Source organism: Chitinophaga sp., from assembly GCF_036569185.1.
Taxonomy (GTDB): Bacteria; Bacteroidota; Bacteroidia; order Chitinophagales; family Chitinophagaceae; genus Chitinophaga.
In genome coordinates this window covers 26,053-42,283 of sequence record NZ_DATCRD010000219.1, presented here as the reverse complement: position 1 = coordinate 42,283, position 16,231 = coordinate 26,053, and the positions used below count along the sequence as shown (strand labels likewise).

8 protein-coding genes are annotated in these 16,231 nt (G+C 38.9%); 3 read left to right on the top strand and 5 right to left on the bottom strand.

Annotated elements, in window-relative coordinates; genetic code table 11:
• Positions 1-1,951: alpha/beta hydrolase family protein (locus VIM72_RS16565; protein ID WP_332003942.1), on the top strand; the 1,951-nt coding region annotated here is incomplete at its 5' end.
• Between the two features lie 637 nt (positions 1,952-2,588).
• Here VIM72_RS16565 and VIM72_RS16560 read toward each other — a convergent pair.
• The 3 genes from VIM72_RS16560 to VIM72_RS16550 all read right to left on the bottom strand — a co-directional run bounded on the left by VIM72_RS16560 (position 2,589) and on the right by VIM72_RS16550 (position 5,123).
• Positions 2,589-2,864 carry a hypothetical protein gene (locus VIM72_RS16560; protein WP_332003941.1) on the bottom strand — a complete coding sequence of 92 codons (276 nt, stop codon included), beginning with the start codon at positions 2,862-2,864 and terminating at the stop codon, positions 2,589-2,591.
• Between the two features lie 136 nt (positions 2,865-3,000).
• Positions 3,001-3,558, bottom strand: coding sequence for a TlpA family protein disulfide reductase (locus tag VIM72_RS16555; RefSeq protein WP_332003940.1), 558 nt, complete (start codon positions 3,556-3,558; stop codon positions 3,001-3,003).
• Between the two features lie 47 nt (positions 3,559-3,605).
• Positions 3,606-5,123, bottom strand: coding sequence for a hypothetical protein (locus VIM72_RS16550; RefSeq protein WP_332003939.1), 1,518 nt, complete (start codon positions 5,121-5,123; stop codon positions 3,606-3,608).
• Positions 5,124-5,729: 606 nt separating this feature from the next.
• Here VIM72_RS16550 and VIM72_RS16545 point away from each other — a divergent pair.
• Positions 5,730-8,381: an outer membrane beta-barrel protein gene (locus VIM72_RS16545; RefSeq protein WP_332003938.1), complete on the top strand. Its 2,652-nt coding sequence runs from the start codon at positions 5,730-5,732 to the stop codon at positions 8,379-8,381.
• A gap of 155 nt (positions 8,382-8,536) precedes the next feature.
• Positions 8,537-11,101 carry an alpha/beta hydrolase family protein gene (locus tag VIM72_RS16540; protein ID WP_332003937.1) on the top strand — a complete coding sequence of 855 codons (2,565 nt, stop codon included), beginning with the start codon at positions 8,537-8,539 and terminating at the stop codon, positions 11,099-11,101.
• A gap of 356 nt (positions 11,102-11,457) precedes the next feature.
• Here the strand turns inward: VIM72_RS16540 and VIM72_RS16535 are convergent, their stop codons facing one another.
• Positions 11,458-12,936 (bottom strand): RagB/SusD family nutrient uptake outer membrane protein, encoded by a 1,479-nt coding sequence (locus VIM72_RS16535; protein WP_332003936.1) that lies wholly within the window; start codon positions 12,934-12,936, stop codon positions 11,458-11,460.
• Between the two features lie 26 nt (positions 12,937-12,962).
• Positions 12,963-16,112 (bottom strand): TonB-dependent receptor, encoded by a 3,150-nt coding sequence (locus VIM72_RS16530; RefSeq protein WP_332003935.1) that lies wholly within the window; start codon positions 16,110-16,112, stop codon positions 12,963-12,965.
• Positions 16,113-16,231: the final 119 nt, after the last annotated feature.

Genomic DNA, 16,231 nt, shown 5'->3' with positions numbered 1-16,231 from the left:
TATTAGGAATACATGTTTTAAATATACTCTTCGAGATCATAAATGTATAAGCTTATTCGATGATTTGGCGGATAGAACTGGACCTGGGATGACACTAGTTGATCTGGTACGTTTTAATTATGACGGGAGTAAGTTACTATTTCATACAATGAAGAAGGGGGAGGGAAGTTATGTGAGATCTGCAAGTAGAAAAGTGGTTCGTATTTGGAGTTATATTGATAAAGAATTGCAGTCAACGAAAAGGAATGAAGAGAGAGAACCTTATTTATATCTGAATGTTATTGATGTTAAAAGTAAGGTTTGGTCAAGATTAACTGAGGAGGGAGATATTATTTTGGACGATTTGAAACTTGACAAGGCTATAGTTTGGCATATCGATCCTGGTTCTGATATGAGGGAAAATAGTTGGAATTCTGCTGCAAAGTTTAAATATTATTTGATTTCCGCGAAAGATGGAACTAGAGTTTCATTTAGCCAATTTGGGAGTTATCAAGGAAAACTCTCTCCGAACGAAAAATTTGTAATCTTTACTGATAAATCCAATTACTATAGCTATGAAATTTCTTCGAAGGAGTGTAGAAATATTACTGCCGGTTTGGAGACGAGTTGGTTGAATCTTTACACTAGGGACAAGGATTCAACTACTCGTGAAATAGCCGGATGGCTGAGAAATGATGAGGGGGTATTAGTATATGATAAGTATGATATTTGGTTGTTAGATCCAAAGGGCATTAAGCCGGCGGTAAATGTAACTAACGGCTACGGCCGTAAACACAATATTATTTTTCATTTAGGGTTGTCGGAATATAATAATAGGGGGATTCGAGCTGATGAAAGAGTAATTATTAATGGAACTGGAGTATATTCTAAGGCGAATGGGTTTTTCTCAAAGAAACTAAATGAAATTGGAAATCCGGATGTTTTGACATTTGGCTCCTATGTTTTCCATATGCCACGAAACGGCAATGTATATTATAGAGGACAGTTCCCCGTTAAAGCTAAGAATAATAAGAAGTACATTGTAAGTCGAATGACAGCGACAGAATCACTCAATTATTTTTTTACAACGGATTTCAAGATATTTACGCCATTGAGTAACCAGTATCCTGAGAAATCTTATAATTGGTATACATCGGAGTTATACTCTTGGAGGACGGCCGAAGGAGTGCAACTTCAAGGTGTTTTATATAAACCAGAAAACTTCGATTCGACCAAGAAGTATCCTCTTATTCTTAATTGTTATGAAAAGCCTTCATATAATCTCAATGTTTGTCTAGTTCCCAGTTATTCGTCTGATGCGATTAATATTCCAACATACGTAAGTAATGGTTACTTAGTGTTTACTCCGGATGTCAACTTTATGGTTGGCGACCCCCTGCAGGGTTCTTATAATTCAGTTGTATCCGCAACCGCATTTTTGTCCAAACTATCTTTCGTAAATTCTAAGAAAATTGGCATTCAAGGGTTTAGTTTTGGAGGCGTTCAAACATACTATTTAATTACCAACACAAGTATTTTTGCTGCAGCCTGTGCTGCTTCCGGTTTAACTGATTTTATTAGCGCTTACGGAACAATTTCCAATACTGGATATAGTCTGCAGGGGAATTTTGAGAGCGGCGGGCAAAATCGAATGGGAGGAACCCCTTGGGATAAACTCGATATGTATATTAAGAACTCAGCGATTTTTAAAGCTAATTGTGTAACTACTCCTTTATTGATGATGCACACTACCGAAGATGGGATATGCCCTTTTTCACAAGCGCTAGAATTTTTTACGGCCTTGCGTCGGCTAAGGAAAAAGGTTTGGTTACTTGAGTATATTGGAGAGCAACATTCTTTACACGGGTTGTCTGCAATTGATTTTGATATTCGCATGGCACAATTTTTTGATTATTATTTGAAGGACGGACCTATACCTCAGTGGATGAAACATACTGTTTCAACTGAGTAAAGGACGGTGTTGAAGAATGCAAGGATGTATTTGATTGGAGGATCGTATTAGAGGACACAGTTTGTAAACTTGCCTATTTACAAGGTAAATATGCTATATGTCTTGTTGAAGATTACAATTTGGTGTATGTTTTTGCAATAGGTTTTGTGTGGCTAAAAGCTTCCTTTTGATTATTTAGGTTGTGATAATTTTCTGTGTAAAGGAAGCTTTTGGCTTATCTATTTCTTATAGAAAATATGTTATTTGAATAGTTGGACACGCAGTATAGACTGGCGCTGTTGAGAGGCGAGTAGAGCGACCAATATCTGTTATGATGGAATTTATGATTGTTGGAACGGTGCAATATGTATTAATGCCAGATATTGATTGCATATAGAAAATGGTTTCGAAACCTCTTGTTTTATAAGCTAAAGAGCTACAAGTAACAGTTAGTATAACTAGTACTGTTAACAGTATTTTCGCTTTTTTCATAATAATAAATTGATATGTTTGAAATAAATTTAATACAGGTATCATTTTTAGTAAAAAATTGCTAATAAGGACTATCAATTTGATAGTCCTTATTATTTCTGTTAAGGCTGTTACCTTAAAGTGTATTGTCACTAATTCATCGAGCCTTAACAATGTAATTTAATAATTACTGGAATGAGTACAATGTCAGAGTAGGACATGCTCCAGTTAAAGTAACAGGAGCTGGTGTCAGTCTAGCTTTCGTAGTAAATGAAGCACCGAGGTTTTCGGTTGTAGCATTATTTACTGTAGCTGCAATACTACAATAAGTAGTCTTAGGTACTCCGATTTCGGTTGCTGTATAGACAACAACACTTTGTCCTCTTTGGGCTTTGAATGCCAATGCACCACCTACTACTGCCAGAACGGCTACTGCTGTTAATGCGATTTTTGCTTGTTTCATAATGATAGATGCTTTTTAGGATCAAAAAGCTAAACTTAGTTTGTTGAAATATGCCTACTCGTTTATAATGGTTTTCGGCTTCTCCATTTTGGCTAATCCGACTTGCAAGATAGAATAGCCTTATTGCGCAACGTTTTCATTTTTTCGCATATGCATATATTTGTTCAGAACTTATCCCGCCTATAAATGCCCCATTTAGTTTTTTTTCTTTTCCGTAGATGGCTAAATATGGTATCTGAACGGTATTGAAGTATGAGCCGAAGAACGAGTTTATATCTATAGCGGCTTTAATATTGGAGTATGATTTTAAATTAAATCCATTATAGAATGTCATCATTTCGTTATACGGATATGGTGTTAGTACATAGAACTGAATGTCTTTTAGCTTATCTATATTTTTTGTTATTTCTTTAATTTCTGCCTGACAAAATGGGCAGTATGGACTAAAATAAAAGAGAACTATTGGCCTTCCTTTGGGAATGTCTTTTGTATTTATATAAGTGACGCTATCAGATAGCAATAAAGTAAAGGAAGGCATAAGTAAACCTTCTTTGCCCGTTTTCTCCGGTGAGGAAAAGGTTACTACCTTCGTATTTTTAGAACCCGACAGATTGAATATGCTACTTAAGCTTGTATAAAGAATTACTCCACTAAAAATTATTACGAATAATATAATACTTTCCTTTACTTTCATGATTATAATTTTTGTTTGACATAAGCGCAATATATCAATATGCAGTGCTATACAATTACACTGTCGTTTTTTATTCGATTTATCTCTTCAGGCGCTCCATTGTTGATGCTTTCAGATTCAAAAGCTGATTTTATTAGGAATTCTAATAGGAAAAAGGTAAATGAGAATGAGACTAGTATTGGGAAGAGTTGAAACCTTAATGCTATTGGCGCTGCAATAACACTAAATCCGAAATTTACAATCCAAAGTGCGATTACTAAAAGCATTCCATGCTTTAACCTTGGTGATTTTACTACACCCTTCAATAAAAAGAAACTGAGCAAGCAAAAGAGCAGAACAATATTCATTGTTCCTGTAAGTATGGGGTAAAAGTTCAATATTTCTACTTTATAATCCTTAACTCTCGTTTTAAGCTTATTAGTTTTGTAGTTGAACCAAACACTAGCGATCGGCGAAACACTGTCCACACCTGTGCTGTATTGCGATAAGAATTCTATTGGTGGGGCGTAGTACTTAATTATATTAGGTATTATATAGTATTTTAAGTATTCTTTCGGATAGTATCTAATAATTACGGATCCATACTCCGAAAGGAATGGAGCTACTGTTGCCCATTTTTTTAGTGCATTTGTTCCAGAGTCTTTTTTGAACTGCCTTTCCATATATAGATTAAGTGGGGAATTGGGAGCCCACATATATACGGTGCTTGCAATTAAAGTTTCTTGTGGGTGTTTTTTATAATCTTTTGTAGAATCAAAATAGTTCCTGACCATTTTGTCTAACTGAAAGAAGCGCACCGGAACTTTTTTTAAATGAGCGCTATCTACAAATCGGTAAGCATAGAGGGCATTATTTGCTGTCTGCCAACCCGTAAAGGGGGTGAATTGTCTATGACCAGTTAGTTTGTTGTATTGATCAATATTATAAAGAATGAAAGCGCCAATTAGTAAAAAGCTTAATGAAAGTCCTCCAATCTTGAGCCCAGTTTTTTGTTTTCCTTGAAATATTGCTATGATAGCAATTATTGGGTAGAATAGGGCATTATATCTAACTGTGAATGCGACGAAAAGTATAATAGCATTTATGAATATCAAACGTTTGGATGGAGCATTGATGATCCAAAATAATTGAGTAAACCAGATTATGCTTAAGGCGAGGAAAAAAGCATCACTTGATATATAGTTGGATAGATACAGGATTGCTGGGTTGAAGAGAGTGAATGTAAATAGGGATATTTTGGTTATTGGGGATGGCTTGTAGTAATGAAATAATGTGAATATGAATGCTTGCAGACTTAATTGCACAAGAAAGTACTGAAATGCGACCAGTATTGTATCAGATTTTGTAAATATACTAAAGAACCTTAGGAACATAGAGTAGCCAATTGGGTAAGTATTTATTGGTAAATTGTGATATGCAGTTTCCAAATAAGAATAAGAATCACCGTTTATAAAACTGGCAAATGGATATAGATACTTGAATATAGTTAATTGTAATATTGACCCAATAATTGCGAAAATGGCATACCATTTATTGCTTTCTTTTTTGAAGATGAACTCTATCACTGTATTGGCGATTTTTTTAGGTATTAAAATCTAATTTATTTTCCTCGTAGTTGTGTACTTAAGTGTTCATAGAGCAATTTTATTATTGAAATTGAGTGTTAACCATTTTTATGATATTGATATTTTTACAGTTGGATTTTGAAAGGGTATTTTTTTCAATAAGATAATTCTCTCGTTTTGTACAAAATTTATTGTTCAAGTTGGGAAACTTGATGTGTCTGGGATCATTTGTCACTAGCTCCTATCTTATGATTACATCATCTACGTTGCGGGCAATACTTTTGTTGACGGATTGTTTGAATCAGTCAGTACCAACAGTTTTTTAATTAGATTTAAGAAAAGCATTAAGCTGAAAGCAATCCGGTATCTCTTTCATATAACATTATCGATGTCGGATTACGGTTTGAAAATTGGTTTTAAGTGCTTCGGGACTAAATTTTCTAACATGTCTTATGGTTTGAGGGTTTATTCATGATTGTATCAAAGTTAATTTCCCATACTGCAATTTCCATACAGTGTTTTATTAACTACTGGTTGTATTTATAGACGACTGCATTACTGTTGCAACTAAATGTCTGAAATTGGGGCTGCCGGGAATTTTATTTTATGAAAAGATGGTTGATTTTGTTTGTTGTTACCTTCTGTAATCTTCAATTGTTGGCTCAAAGTATTGAAGTTGCTATAAAAGGACGTATTTATGATGGTGAAAGTAAGGAGAGTTTAGTTGGAGCCACAGTAACTTGTTTATTTGCAAAGGATTCTTCAAGAGCTGTGGTTGGCATTACTGATAAGAATGGCGAGTTTTTATTGAATGAATTGTCGGAGGATTTCTATTACTTGAATGTAACGTATATAGGTTATAAGCCAGTTGTTTTTCCTGTTAGGATGAAGCTTTCGCGCGGTGTTAATTATATTGGTGATATTTCCATGCTTCGGTCAGACGTAAAGCTTGTTGGAATTAGTGTAGTGGGAAGTGAAGCGGCAGTGCGGATAACAAGGGATACCATGGAGTTTAGATCGAGTTATTATCACATGAGAGAGCATTCTGTGCTTGGTGATTTATTAAGAAGAATACCTGGTATACAAATAGCTCAGGACGGGACTATTCGTATAAATGGAGAGATCGTGAAATCTATTATGGTTGATGGGAAATCTTTCTTTATAAATGATCCTAAGGTCGCATTACGGAATCTCCATGTGGATATGGTAGACAAAGTACAATTGATTAATAGAAAGGCAAAGGGAGGAGATATCTTCTCCGGTGAAAATAGTCCAACCGAGAAGGTCATTAATATAACTATTAAAAAAGATAGGCAAAATGCTTGGGATGGGGAGATAATGGGCGGATTCGCAATTGGAGATAGATTTGCTATGAAGGCCAATATTAACCGTTTTAGAGATGTAGACCAAATCGCAATTTTTACGAGTGGTGATAATGTTAACGGATATTTAGAGGGGCTAGAAGGAAATGCCGGAATTTCAAGAAAATTGACACATAGTTTAAACTACTCCCGAAGTATTAACGATAAAGTTGGTTTCAATGCTAGTTATATTATACAGGATCTAAACGTAGATGAATCCAAGACAAGTTTCCAGAAAAGTTATATTGATGATACAAATTATTATTATAATCAGAGATATAAGCAATTGAGCGAAACGAAGATATATAACTTGAACACAAAATGGGATATTAAACTTGATTCAAATTGGACACTAAGTATTGTAAACAATTTTGGCTTGTCTAAGGCGAGTAATTTAATGACAAATTATCATGTATCTTATGGAGATAGAAGCCAAATGTTAGATACTGGATGGCTGACTAATAGAGCTTCTCGAAATGGTAGTAGTTTTTCAAATAGTGTTTTTATTGAAAGACAGTTTAACAGCGATGGGCATAGATTAGGAGTAATGTTAAGCTATACAAATTATATTAGCCGAGAGCGGAATTACAATCTTTCTAATACCTCATTTTTAACTAACCAAGGTCGCTATTGGGACACCTTGAATACCTTAGGAGCAGTATTTAACAAGCCGAAAACTCTCCAATTAGCAATTACGCATTCAATAAAGATCCTTCCTAAAGTGAGTTTAGTCTCATCCTACGGTCTTGTGAGAAGTTATAATCATTACGATTTCACCACAACAGATTTTAATTACCTAGATAACAAATATGATAGGCCTATTGATAGCTTAAGTGCCGGTTTTAGTAGCACATTTGTTAGTAATATTTTTCGAATTGGTATTAGTTCAGCTGGTGAAAAATTTGAGTATGGAGTTTCGCTAAATGCGTCTCGAATCAGTTATAATACATGCTATTCAAATATAAAGGGTGATGTTAAGCTTTTAAACTGGGTTTTTTTGCCGACGAGTTACTTAGGCTATAACTTTAATAATGGTAGACGGGTCAGGTTTTCATTTGCAGCGAGTTCTGTTTTACCTACAGTGGAACAAATGAGGCCTGTGCCTGATTATAGTAACCCGCTTGTTATTAAGTATGGGAATCCAAATATTAATATTGGGAAGGTTAATACATACTCTTTGTCATATAACGCACTTAATAGTGTTACCATGAAATATTTTTCTGTGTCAGCAAATGGCAGTTTTTTTAAGAATCAGATTATTAATGGTATATGGATTGATTCATTAAAGCGTCAGGTCATACAGCCAGTAAACATAACTGGTTCCTACAGCATAGGTATTAATATAGAAAGCAATTTTCCACTTAAGAAACAAAGATCTACCATTAATGCGAGTTCGGCAGTTAATTTTGCGAGGAATATGAGTATCGCAAATGGATTTGAAGGGTACGGTCAAAGCATATCGTTCTCTCAGTCTTTGTCATATATCTATTCTTATAAGGACTTATTAAGTATCATGACTGGTACAGGGATAAGTTATTATAAGGTTCGTTATTCCGATCAAGACAATAATATTAGAGGTTATTTTACTTATAGTTTTACATTAGATTTTAATGCCAAAATGCCTCTAGGGTTATCTGCTGGAGTAGGCTTTGGCTATTCCATATATGGAGGGAGGGGGGGCGATTTTAATTCCAGCTTGCCAATGCTAAATGCGAATATTTCAAAGCAATTGTTTTCCAATCATAACGGAGCAATTAGACTGTCTGCATTTGATATTCTAAAAAGTAATTTAAGTATTAATAGGAATATAGGATCAAACTTTATCGAAGATGTAAAAATAAACGTCTTGCAGCGTTTTTTTATGGTGAGTTTCATTTATTATATTAAGGGGAAATAATGCACTTAGCAAATAGATATATTGTCCTCGATTTACGAAAGGTTAGGCAATTTATAATCAAATCTGCCAATATCTTATGCTTAATTTTTTTATTCTCGTTTCCCATTTTCATTTCGTCGGCTCAGCTTTGCGAATTGGGGAAGAAGCCTTTATCTATGGAATCATTTGATGAATGGCAATTGCCTTCGCAAATTGAAATAAGTAGAAATGGTAAATACTTATATTTTATTACTGAGCAATCCATTACGAAAAGGAAAACATTATCTGTTAGAGATAGAGGAGGTAGCTTGTATGGAGATTTTTTATGTTTGAATAAGCCATGGTTTTCGGCGGATAGTCGTAATCTTGTTTGGTTGATTTCTCAGGATAGCTTATGCGTATTTAATTTGACGAATTTTTCACCGTCATATATTCCAAATGTTCGCGAATTTTGGTTGCATGGTAATCTTCTACTTTATAGGCTTGACGACGAGAAGCATAGTTTTTGGATAGTCGATTTGAAGACGAATCGGAAAAGGTGTTTTTTTAATGTCGTTCAATTTAAGTTTAGCAGAATTGGTGAAACCTTGGTCATTAAATGTCACGAAGAAGATAATATATCTGTATTGTTTTTGATAGATTTGAATAGTTGGAAAATGTCGAATATCTTTCGGGGAGGCGACATTGAGGTATTTGTTGTAGATGATGTTGGAAAGCAGGTGGCGTTTATGATTAAAGGGGAGCTATATCTATATAAAAGGTATAAATATTGTGGTTTAGTGATAATAGGGGATATGCCTAGTAAGCATTTTATAGGTCGTTTACATAGCTTTAGTAAAGATGGGAAGAATCTATTTGTCGATTTAGAAAAAGATAACGACCGTTTTCTTTTAAAAAATAAGAAATTATTGAATATTTGGAATTATGAGATGGTCAAATTACCAACGGAGACTGATGAAGAACAAATGATTAGTAGTAAACTAGCTTCTATTTCGCTTTCTGATCGAAGATTGCATTTATTAGGGAAGCCGGGAGAACTCATTTATTTTCCTGGATATGAGAAAGTGATAGATTCTGTTTGTTTGGTTTCTCATCGAGAAAATGGAATATTTGATGAAAGAAACAATGAGATGAATCTTTGGGAACTGTTGTATACTTACACCGGTGAAAGGAAGGAATTAGCTTTTGCAAATAATGCCTCATTTATAACAGTATCATTGGGAGGGAAGTATGTGATCTATTATGATAAAGTACAAAAAGACTATTTTTCATATGATATTTCAATTGGGAAACTGATCAATATTACTAGAGATGTTAAGGTCTCTTGGGAGAGGAATGTAGACAGTGGCGCATATGGCTATAAGAGTATTTGCGCTTGGTTAAAGAATGATGTTGCTTTTTTAGTATATAGTCAGGATGATATATGGCAAATCGATCCGAGAGGAATTCATCCACCAATTAGATTGACAAATGGATACGGTAGTATTCATCACTTGAAATTTTTTCTAGCCCTAGAGAGTTATAGTTATCGATATTTAGAGATAGGGGAGACACTTATTTTATCAGCCTTTGATCTAGAGAGTAAGGACAACGGATTTTATAAGCTAATAGTTGGGAAAGTTAAGGATCCGGAATTATTGACTATGGGCCCCTATTTGTATTGTGTTTCGGAGAATCCTGAAATACCTTCGTACTTAAATTTTTCACCTATTAAGGCAGAAGAGGCGGATATATATATATTGCGGCGTATGAGTTCAACCGAAGCGCCTAATTACTTTATTACCAGTGATTTTAAATCATTTCAACAGGTTACCCAAATGGTTCCTCACAAAAGTTTTAATTGGTATTTTACAGAGTTGCATTCTTGGAAGTCTTTAAAGGGACGAAATCTGCAGGGTATTCTTTACAAGCCAGAGAATTTTGATTCACTGAAGAAGTATCCAGTTATTTTCTATTTTTATGAACGGATGTCTGCGAGATTGAATGCTTATCTACGCCCTGATGCACTTTCGGGTGGTAACTCTATCAATATTCCTTATTATGTAAGTAATGGATATCTTGTATTTTGTCCTGACATTTATTATGAGAAAGGCGATCCGATGGAGGGTACTTATGATGCGATTGTATCTGCAGTTAATTACCTGACTAGTTTACCTTACGTTAATAATGGGAAGATTGGTGTTCAGGGTAGTAGTTGGGGGGCTATTCAGACGAATTATCTTATAACGCACACTAGTCTTTTCGCAGCGGCTTGCTCAGCATCTGGGTTGTCGGATTGGATTAGCGGTTATGGTAGCCTAATGGGAGATGGAACTAGCGCTCATGAAATCTATGAAAAGGGTCAACTAAGAGTTGGAGCCTCTTTATGGGAAAAACCAGAGATTTATATTAAGAATTCTACGGTTTTGAATGCAAATAAGGTGACCACTCCCTTGTTAATGATGCATACAAATAGAGACGGACTTTGTTCCTTTACAAACGCTTTTGAGCTTTTTTTAGCCCTTCGCAGATTGGGTAAAAAGGTCTGGTTACTGGAATATGAGGGAAATCACACTCTTAACGGAGAGAATGCCAGAGATTTTAGCGTGCGTATGAAGCAGTTTTTTGATCATTACTTAATGGAGAAGTGCCCCCCCAGATGGATGACACAGTCAATTCCGTGGGAGGAGCAGTCGAATAGCTACGAGCTTGAAAAAGATGATGATATTGAAACATCAGGAAGAGGATTAAATATTAAATAAAGTTGAAAAAGATGCAATGATTCTATGTTCTTGAAATTGAGGAATTGTGGACATGTCGAAGATTACACATAGTTACTTCTCAGGCTGAAGGGAATTTTTCTATATTACAGAACTGGATGTCATATTGAAACGTTATTTAAGGAATAGATTGCCTCTACCTGAGAAAGTCAAAGTCATCCTTGTCATTAAATGAAGAAGTTGGGTATTATTTACGAATTATATCGGCGCCTGAACATGACAATAAAGTATAATATCAATAGTGATTTTAGGTGTACTAACCCATAACAAAACACCCCCACAAAAAAAAAGGGGCCAACCTCCCAGTCAGCCCCTTCCTTATAACAATAACAAAACCCTTAATACCCCGGGTTCTGTTTCATATTCGGATTCCGTTCCACTTCTGCATTAGGCAGCGGGAACACCACAGCATCATCATTCCATTCCTGTGCATCTACGCCACCGTGAGCAGGAATGGCACGGTGCGTTCTCAGGAAGTCAAATTCGCCATGTCCTTCGAAAGCCAGTTCTATTCTGCGCTCTGTGAGGATGTCGTTGATCAGTGCTGCCTGTGTAAGAGGAGCCAGTACTTTGGCTTTAGCTCTTGTTCTGATCTTGTTCAGGAGGATGATGGCCTCCGGATCAGCAACAGCTGGGCTCAGCCGGGCCAATGCTTCTGCTTTGGTAAGCATCACTTCTGCCAGGCGTACTACAGGTACCCAGGCATCTACGGTGCTGGCGCCAAAGAATTTCTTTGTATAGAAAGCAGTGGTGTCGCCGTTGCTGATCGCATAGGTGAATAGTGGTTTGGCACGCAGATCGGTGAAGCGGTCAAAATTAGGGAGCTTCAGGTAGTCCTGGCTGATAGTGATATCACCACGACCGGAACTGCCATAGTGCTGACCAATGGCATTGTTGGTATTAGGGTTATCGCCGGAGCTCATGGCTACAGAGAAGATACGTTCCATGGAGCTCTGATAGTTGCCGGAAGACCATACATCTGCAGGAGTGGCATCCAGGTCGTATCCGTAAGACGACAGAAGTACGCTATCCGCGTAGTCGCGGGCTTTGGCCCAGTTGCCTTCATACAGGTAAATGCGTGACAGGAGCGCATGCGCAGCGCCTTTGGTGGCTCTGGCACGATCGTTATAATCGTCACCGGTACTAACAGGCAGTGCGGCAGCTGCTTCGGTCAGGTCTTTGATCATCTGGTCATACACCTGCTTCACAGTATTGCGGGGAACTTTATTCTTGGGATCCAGGGCTTCCCCACCATCTTTCGCTGCAGTAAGGATCAGGGGAACACCCAAATGACCTGCATCTGCCTGGAAAGTATAGGTCTGTGCGTAAGTATTTACCAGGAAGAAATAAGTAAGCGCCCGGATAAATTTAGCTTCTGCATAATAACCGGCAGCTACCTGTGCGCCCACTACGCTTTCATGATCTTTCAGATTCTGTGAAAAATAGTTCGCCTCAAAAATAGTCCGGTATCCGCCAGACCAGCAGTTGAACGCATACACGTTATTGGAGAGCATGTTGAAGGTAGGCACATTACCAAAGTAGGAGGCAATGTTTACGTCAACAGATCTTACATCAGAATAAATAAGTACGCGGCCACCCAGGAACTCCTTGTTTTGCAGGGCGTCGTACATCCCGATAGCGGATTTCTCAATCCTTTCAGGGGTACTGAATGCTTCTTCCGGCGTTAGTTTAGAGAAAGGGATCTGGTCATTTACTTTGGAGCAGGAAAACAACATCGAGGAAGCCATTGCCACTGCGCCAACGACCAGGCTGATGTTTGTTTTTTTCCGGAGGTTCGGTTTATATTTTAATTCCATAATTCAGGTTTTTAAATCGCTAACAATTAGAATCCAACATTTAAGCCCACCATGTATATTCTTGGTAATGGCATACCCCTGTTATCAGTACCGTAGTTGATATTGCTTTCACGGTTGGTATTGATTTCAGGATCAGCGCCTTTATATTTGGTGATGATAAAGGCGTTCTGTACGAGGGCATATAAGCGGAGACTGTTCAGACCGATTTTTTCTTTGATACCGGGAAAGGTATAACCGAGGCTGATTTCACGCGCTCTCAGGAAATCGCCTTTTTCCAGCCAGCGGGTAGACGCCTGGTTGGTTGGCGCATCGGCGAGTACCAGTTTAGGGACATCGGTGTTTTTGTTTTCAGGAGTCCACCTGTTTTTGATTTCTTCCAGGTTGTTCTGGAAATAGTTGCTCATCAGGGCTGCACGGGTAGCGTTGTATACATAGTTGCCACCACTGTATTGCAGCAGGATGCTCAGGTCAATACCTTTATAGCTGAAGGTGTTATTGAAACCACCGTACCAGGTGGGGTAGCCGGATTTGTCTGCGTATTGTGCGTCGGAGGCGGTAACGGCAGCCATTTGTTTAGTGCCGTCAGGAGAAGTCCATTTCCTGGCGGTAGGCACATTAGGATCCAGGTTATACATCACCAGTTCGCCTTTGGCGTTGTAGAACATTGGATTACCATTGTCCGGGTTTACGCCGCCCCATTCAATGAGCTTGAAAACGCCCATGGTTTTGCCTACGCTCACCCTGTTATTTACTTTGATGATATCAGATCCATCTGCAGTGGCAGTCACCCTGTTTTTGATAAAGGTGAAGTTGATGCTGGAATTCCAGCTGAAATCTTTCGTAGCGATGTTCTGGGTGTTAACGGTTAATTCCAGCCCTTTATTCCACATGCTACCAATGTTGGTAGTGAGGATAGAACCAACAGTACCGGACGGATCCCAGGGAGTGCCCACGGTAGCCAGGATAGGCGCATCAAGGATCAGGTGGTCGATGTTGCTGTGGAAGTAGTCTGCCACAAAAGTGATCCTGTTTCTCAGCAGGGTAACGTCAACGCCTATATCCAGTTTCTTTGATTTTTCCCATTGCAGGTTGGGGTCGCCGATCTGTGCAACGCCAAATCCGTTAACATCGCCATATTGTCCGCCTCCGTAGAGGGAACGGAAAGCATAGGCGCGTATATTGGAGTTACCCACCATACCATAGCTGGCACGGAGTTTCAGGTCGCTGATCACGGAAACATTGTCTTTGAAGAAACCTTCTTCTGAAACCCTCCATCCTACGGATACGCCTGGGAAGTAACCACGGCGGTTGTTGGAACCAAAGTCGGAATAAGCATCCGCTCTCAGGGTCGCATCAAAATAGTATTTTGATCCGTAGTTATAACCTACCTTGCCGAAGAAGGATTCAAAGGAGTTGGCAGTCCTGCCGCCACCGGTGTAGCTATTGTCAGAACCGGCAAATAAACCATCATAGATCTCTTTGAAATAAGAGTCTGCCAGGTTACCCTGGCCGGTGTATAATTGTTTCTGTTCGGAATGTTGTGATTCCTGGCCTATGGTGGCACTGATGAAGTGCAGGTTGTTGATCGCTTTCGTATAGGTGGCGAAGTTAGACCAGTTCCACAGGTTCTGCCTGAAAAGGTTTTCCTGTACCAGGCCATTGTTGCCTAAACCCAAACCTGCCTGTAATGGGCCGCTGTACTGGTCTTCGAAGTTCTGGAGCAAGTCAACGCCAAAACGGGAAGTGATTTTTAAACCGGCAATAGGCTCAATTTCCACGTAAGCATTGGAAAGTACACGGGTGGAAGTATTGTCGTTTCTTCCAAGCTGCAGGTTTGACAATGGATGGAAAAAGCGGTTCAGTTTACTGGTGGTGATGTTGTTACCATCTGCAAGGTCACCGTTGCTGGACTTGATATAGAGATTACCATTCTTGTCGTATACCGGTACGTTCGGCATTGCGTTGTATGCAGAGAAGGTAGATCCGGCAAGGTATCCGTCGGACAGTACGCCATTGTTCAGTGATTTGGAGCTGTATACAGAGATACCGGATTTCAGCCATTTTTTAGGTGTAACATCCAGGTTCATGCGGATGCTTCCCCTGCGCAGTCGGTTAACGAGCACCATACCCTGCTGATCAGCGTATTCACCGGAAGCATAGAATTTTGCTTTCTCTGTGCCGCCTGTAAGTGATAACTGGTGATTATGGATAATGCCGGTGCGGAATACTTCATCCAGCCAGTTGGTGCGATCCGGTTTGCCATCGCCGTTCACGTCGATGTCTTTAGCCAGGATGGCCGGGGTGCCGCCTGTTTTGGTGGCATTCTTTGCTTTCTCATTCTGGATAGTGGTGAAGTCGTCGCCGTTCAGCAGTTTAGGCAACCGTACGGCGGTGCTGGCGCCTACATACGCATTGTAGTTTACGTTAATGGTACCGTTCTTACCTCTTTTGGTGGTAATGATTATTACGCCGGCAGCAGCGCGGGAACCATACAGGGCGCTGGCAGCGGCATCTTTCAGTACGTCTACAGATTCGATGTCGTTCGGGTTGATATCTGCCAGCGGGTTGTAACGGGTACCGTTACCACTGTTGAAAACGTTCAGGTTGGTAACGGAGTTCACCGGTATACCATCTACTATTACCAGTGGCTGTGAGCTGTTGGTAATAGAGTTGATACCCCTGATGCGGATGTTCACATTATCGCCCAGTACACCGGAGTTGGTGCTGATGTTCACACCGGCAGCGCGACCGGTAAGGGCCTGGTCAAAGCTGGTGGCAGGGCGGTTGTTTACGATTCCGGCTGATACATGGCTCACAGAAGAGGTAACGTCTTTTCTTTTCAGTTCTCCATAACCGGTTACCAGTATTTCGCTCAGTACTTTATTGCTGCTGTTTAAAGCAACCTGGATGTTCTGACGGTTACCTGCTTTTTCTTCTCTTGTTTCATAGCCCACGAAAGAAAATTGTAAAATGGCATTGGCATCTGCCTGGATAGAAAATTTACCGTCGGGACCTGATACCACACCTGTTTTGGTGCCTTTGATAATTACAGATACGCCTGGCAGGTCCTGGCCATCGGAGGCATCTGTTACCTTACCTGTAATCGTTCGGGTCTGGGCATAGGCATGCACCACACCGATGGCTAGTAAAAGCCATAGTAGTAAACCTTTTTTCATACGGTTTCAATTTGGTTTAGATATATAAGAAATGTTGTGGCAGGCTGCCTTGTGTCAGATTTTGGTTTATTGATTCATCGGGTATGCAGCATGGGCGCCCACCTTATTCATATTATTCA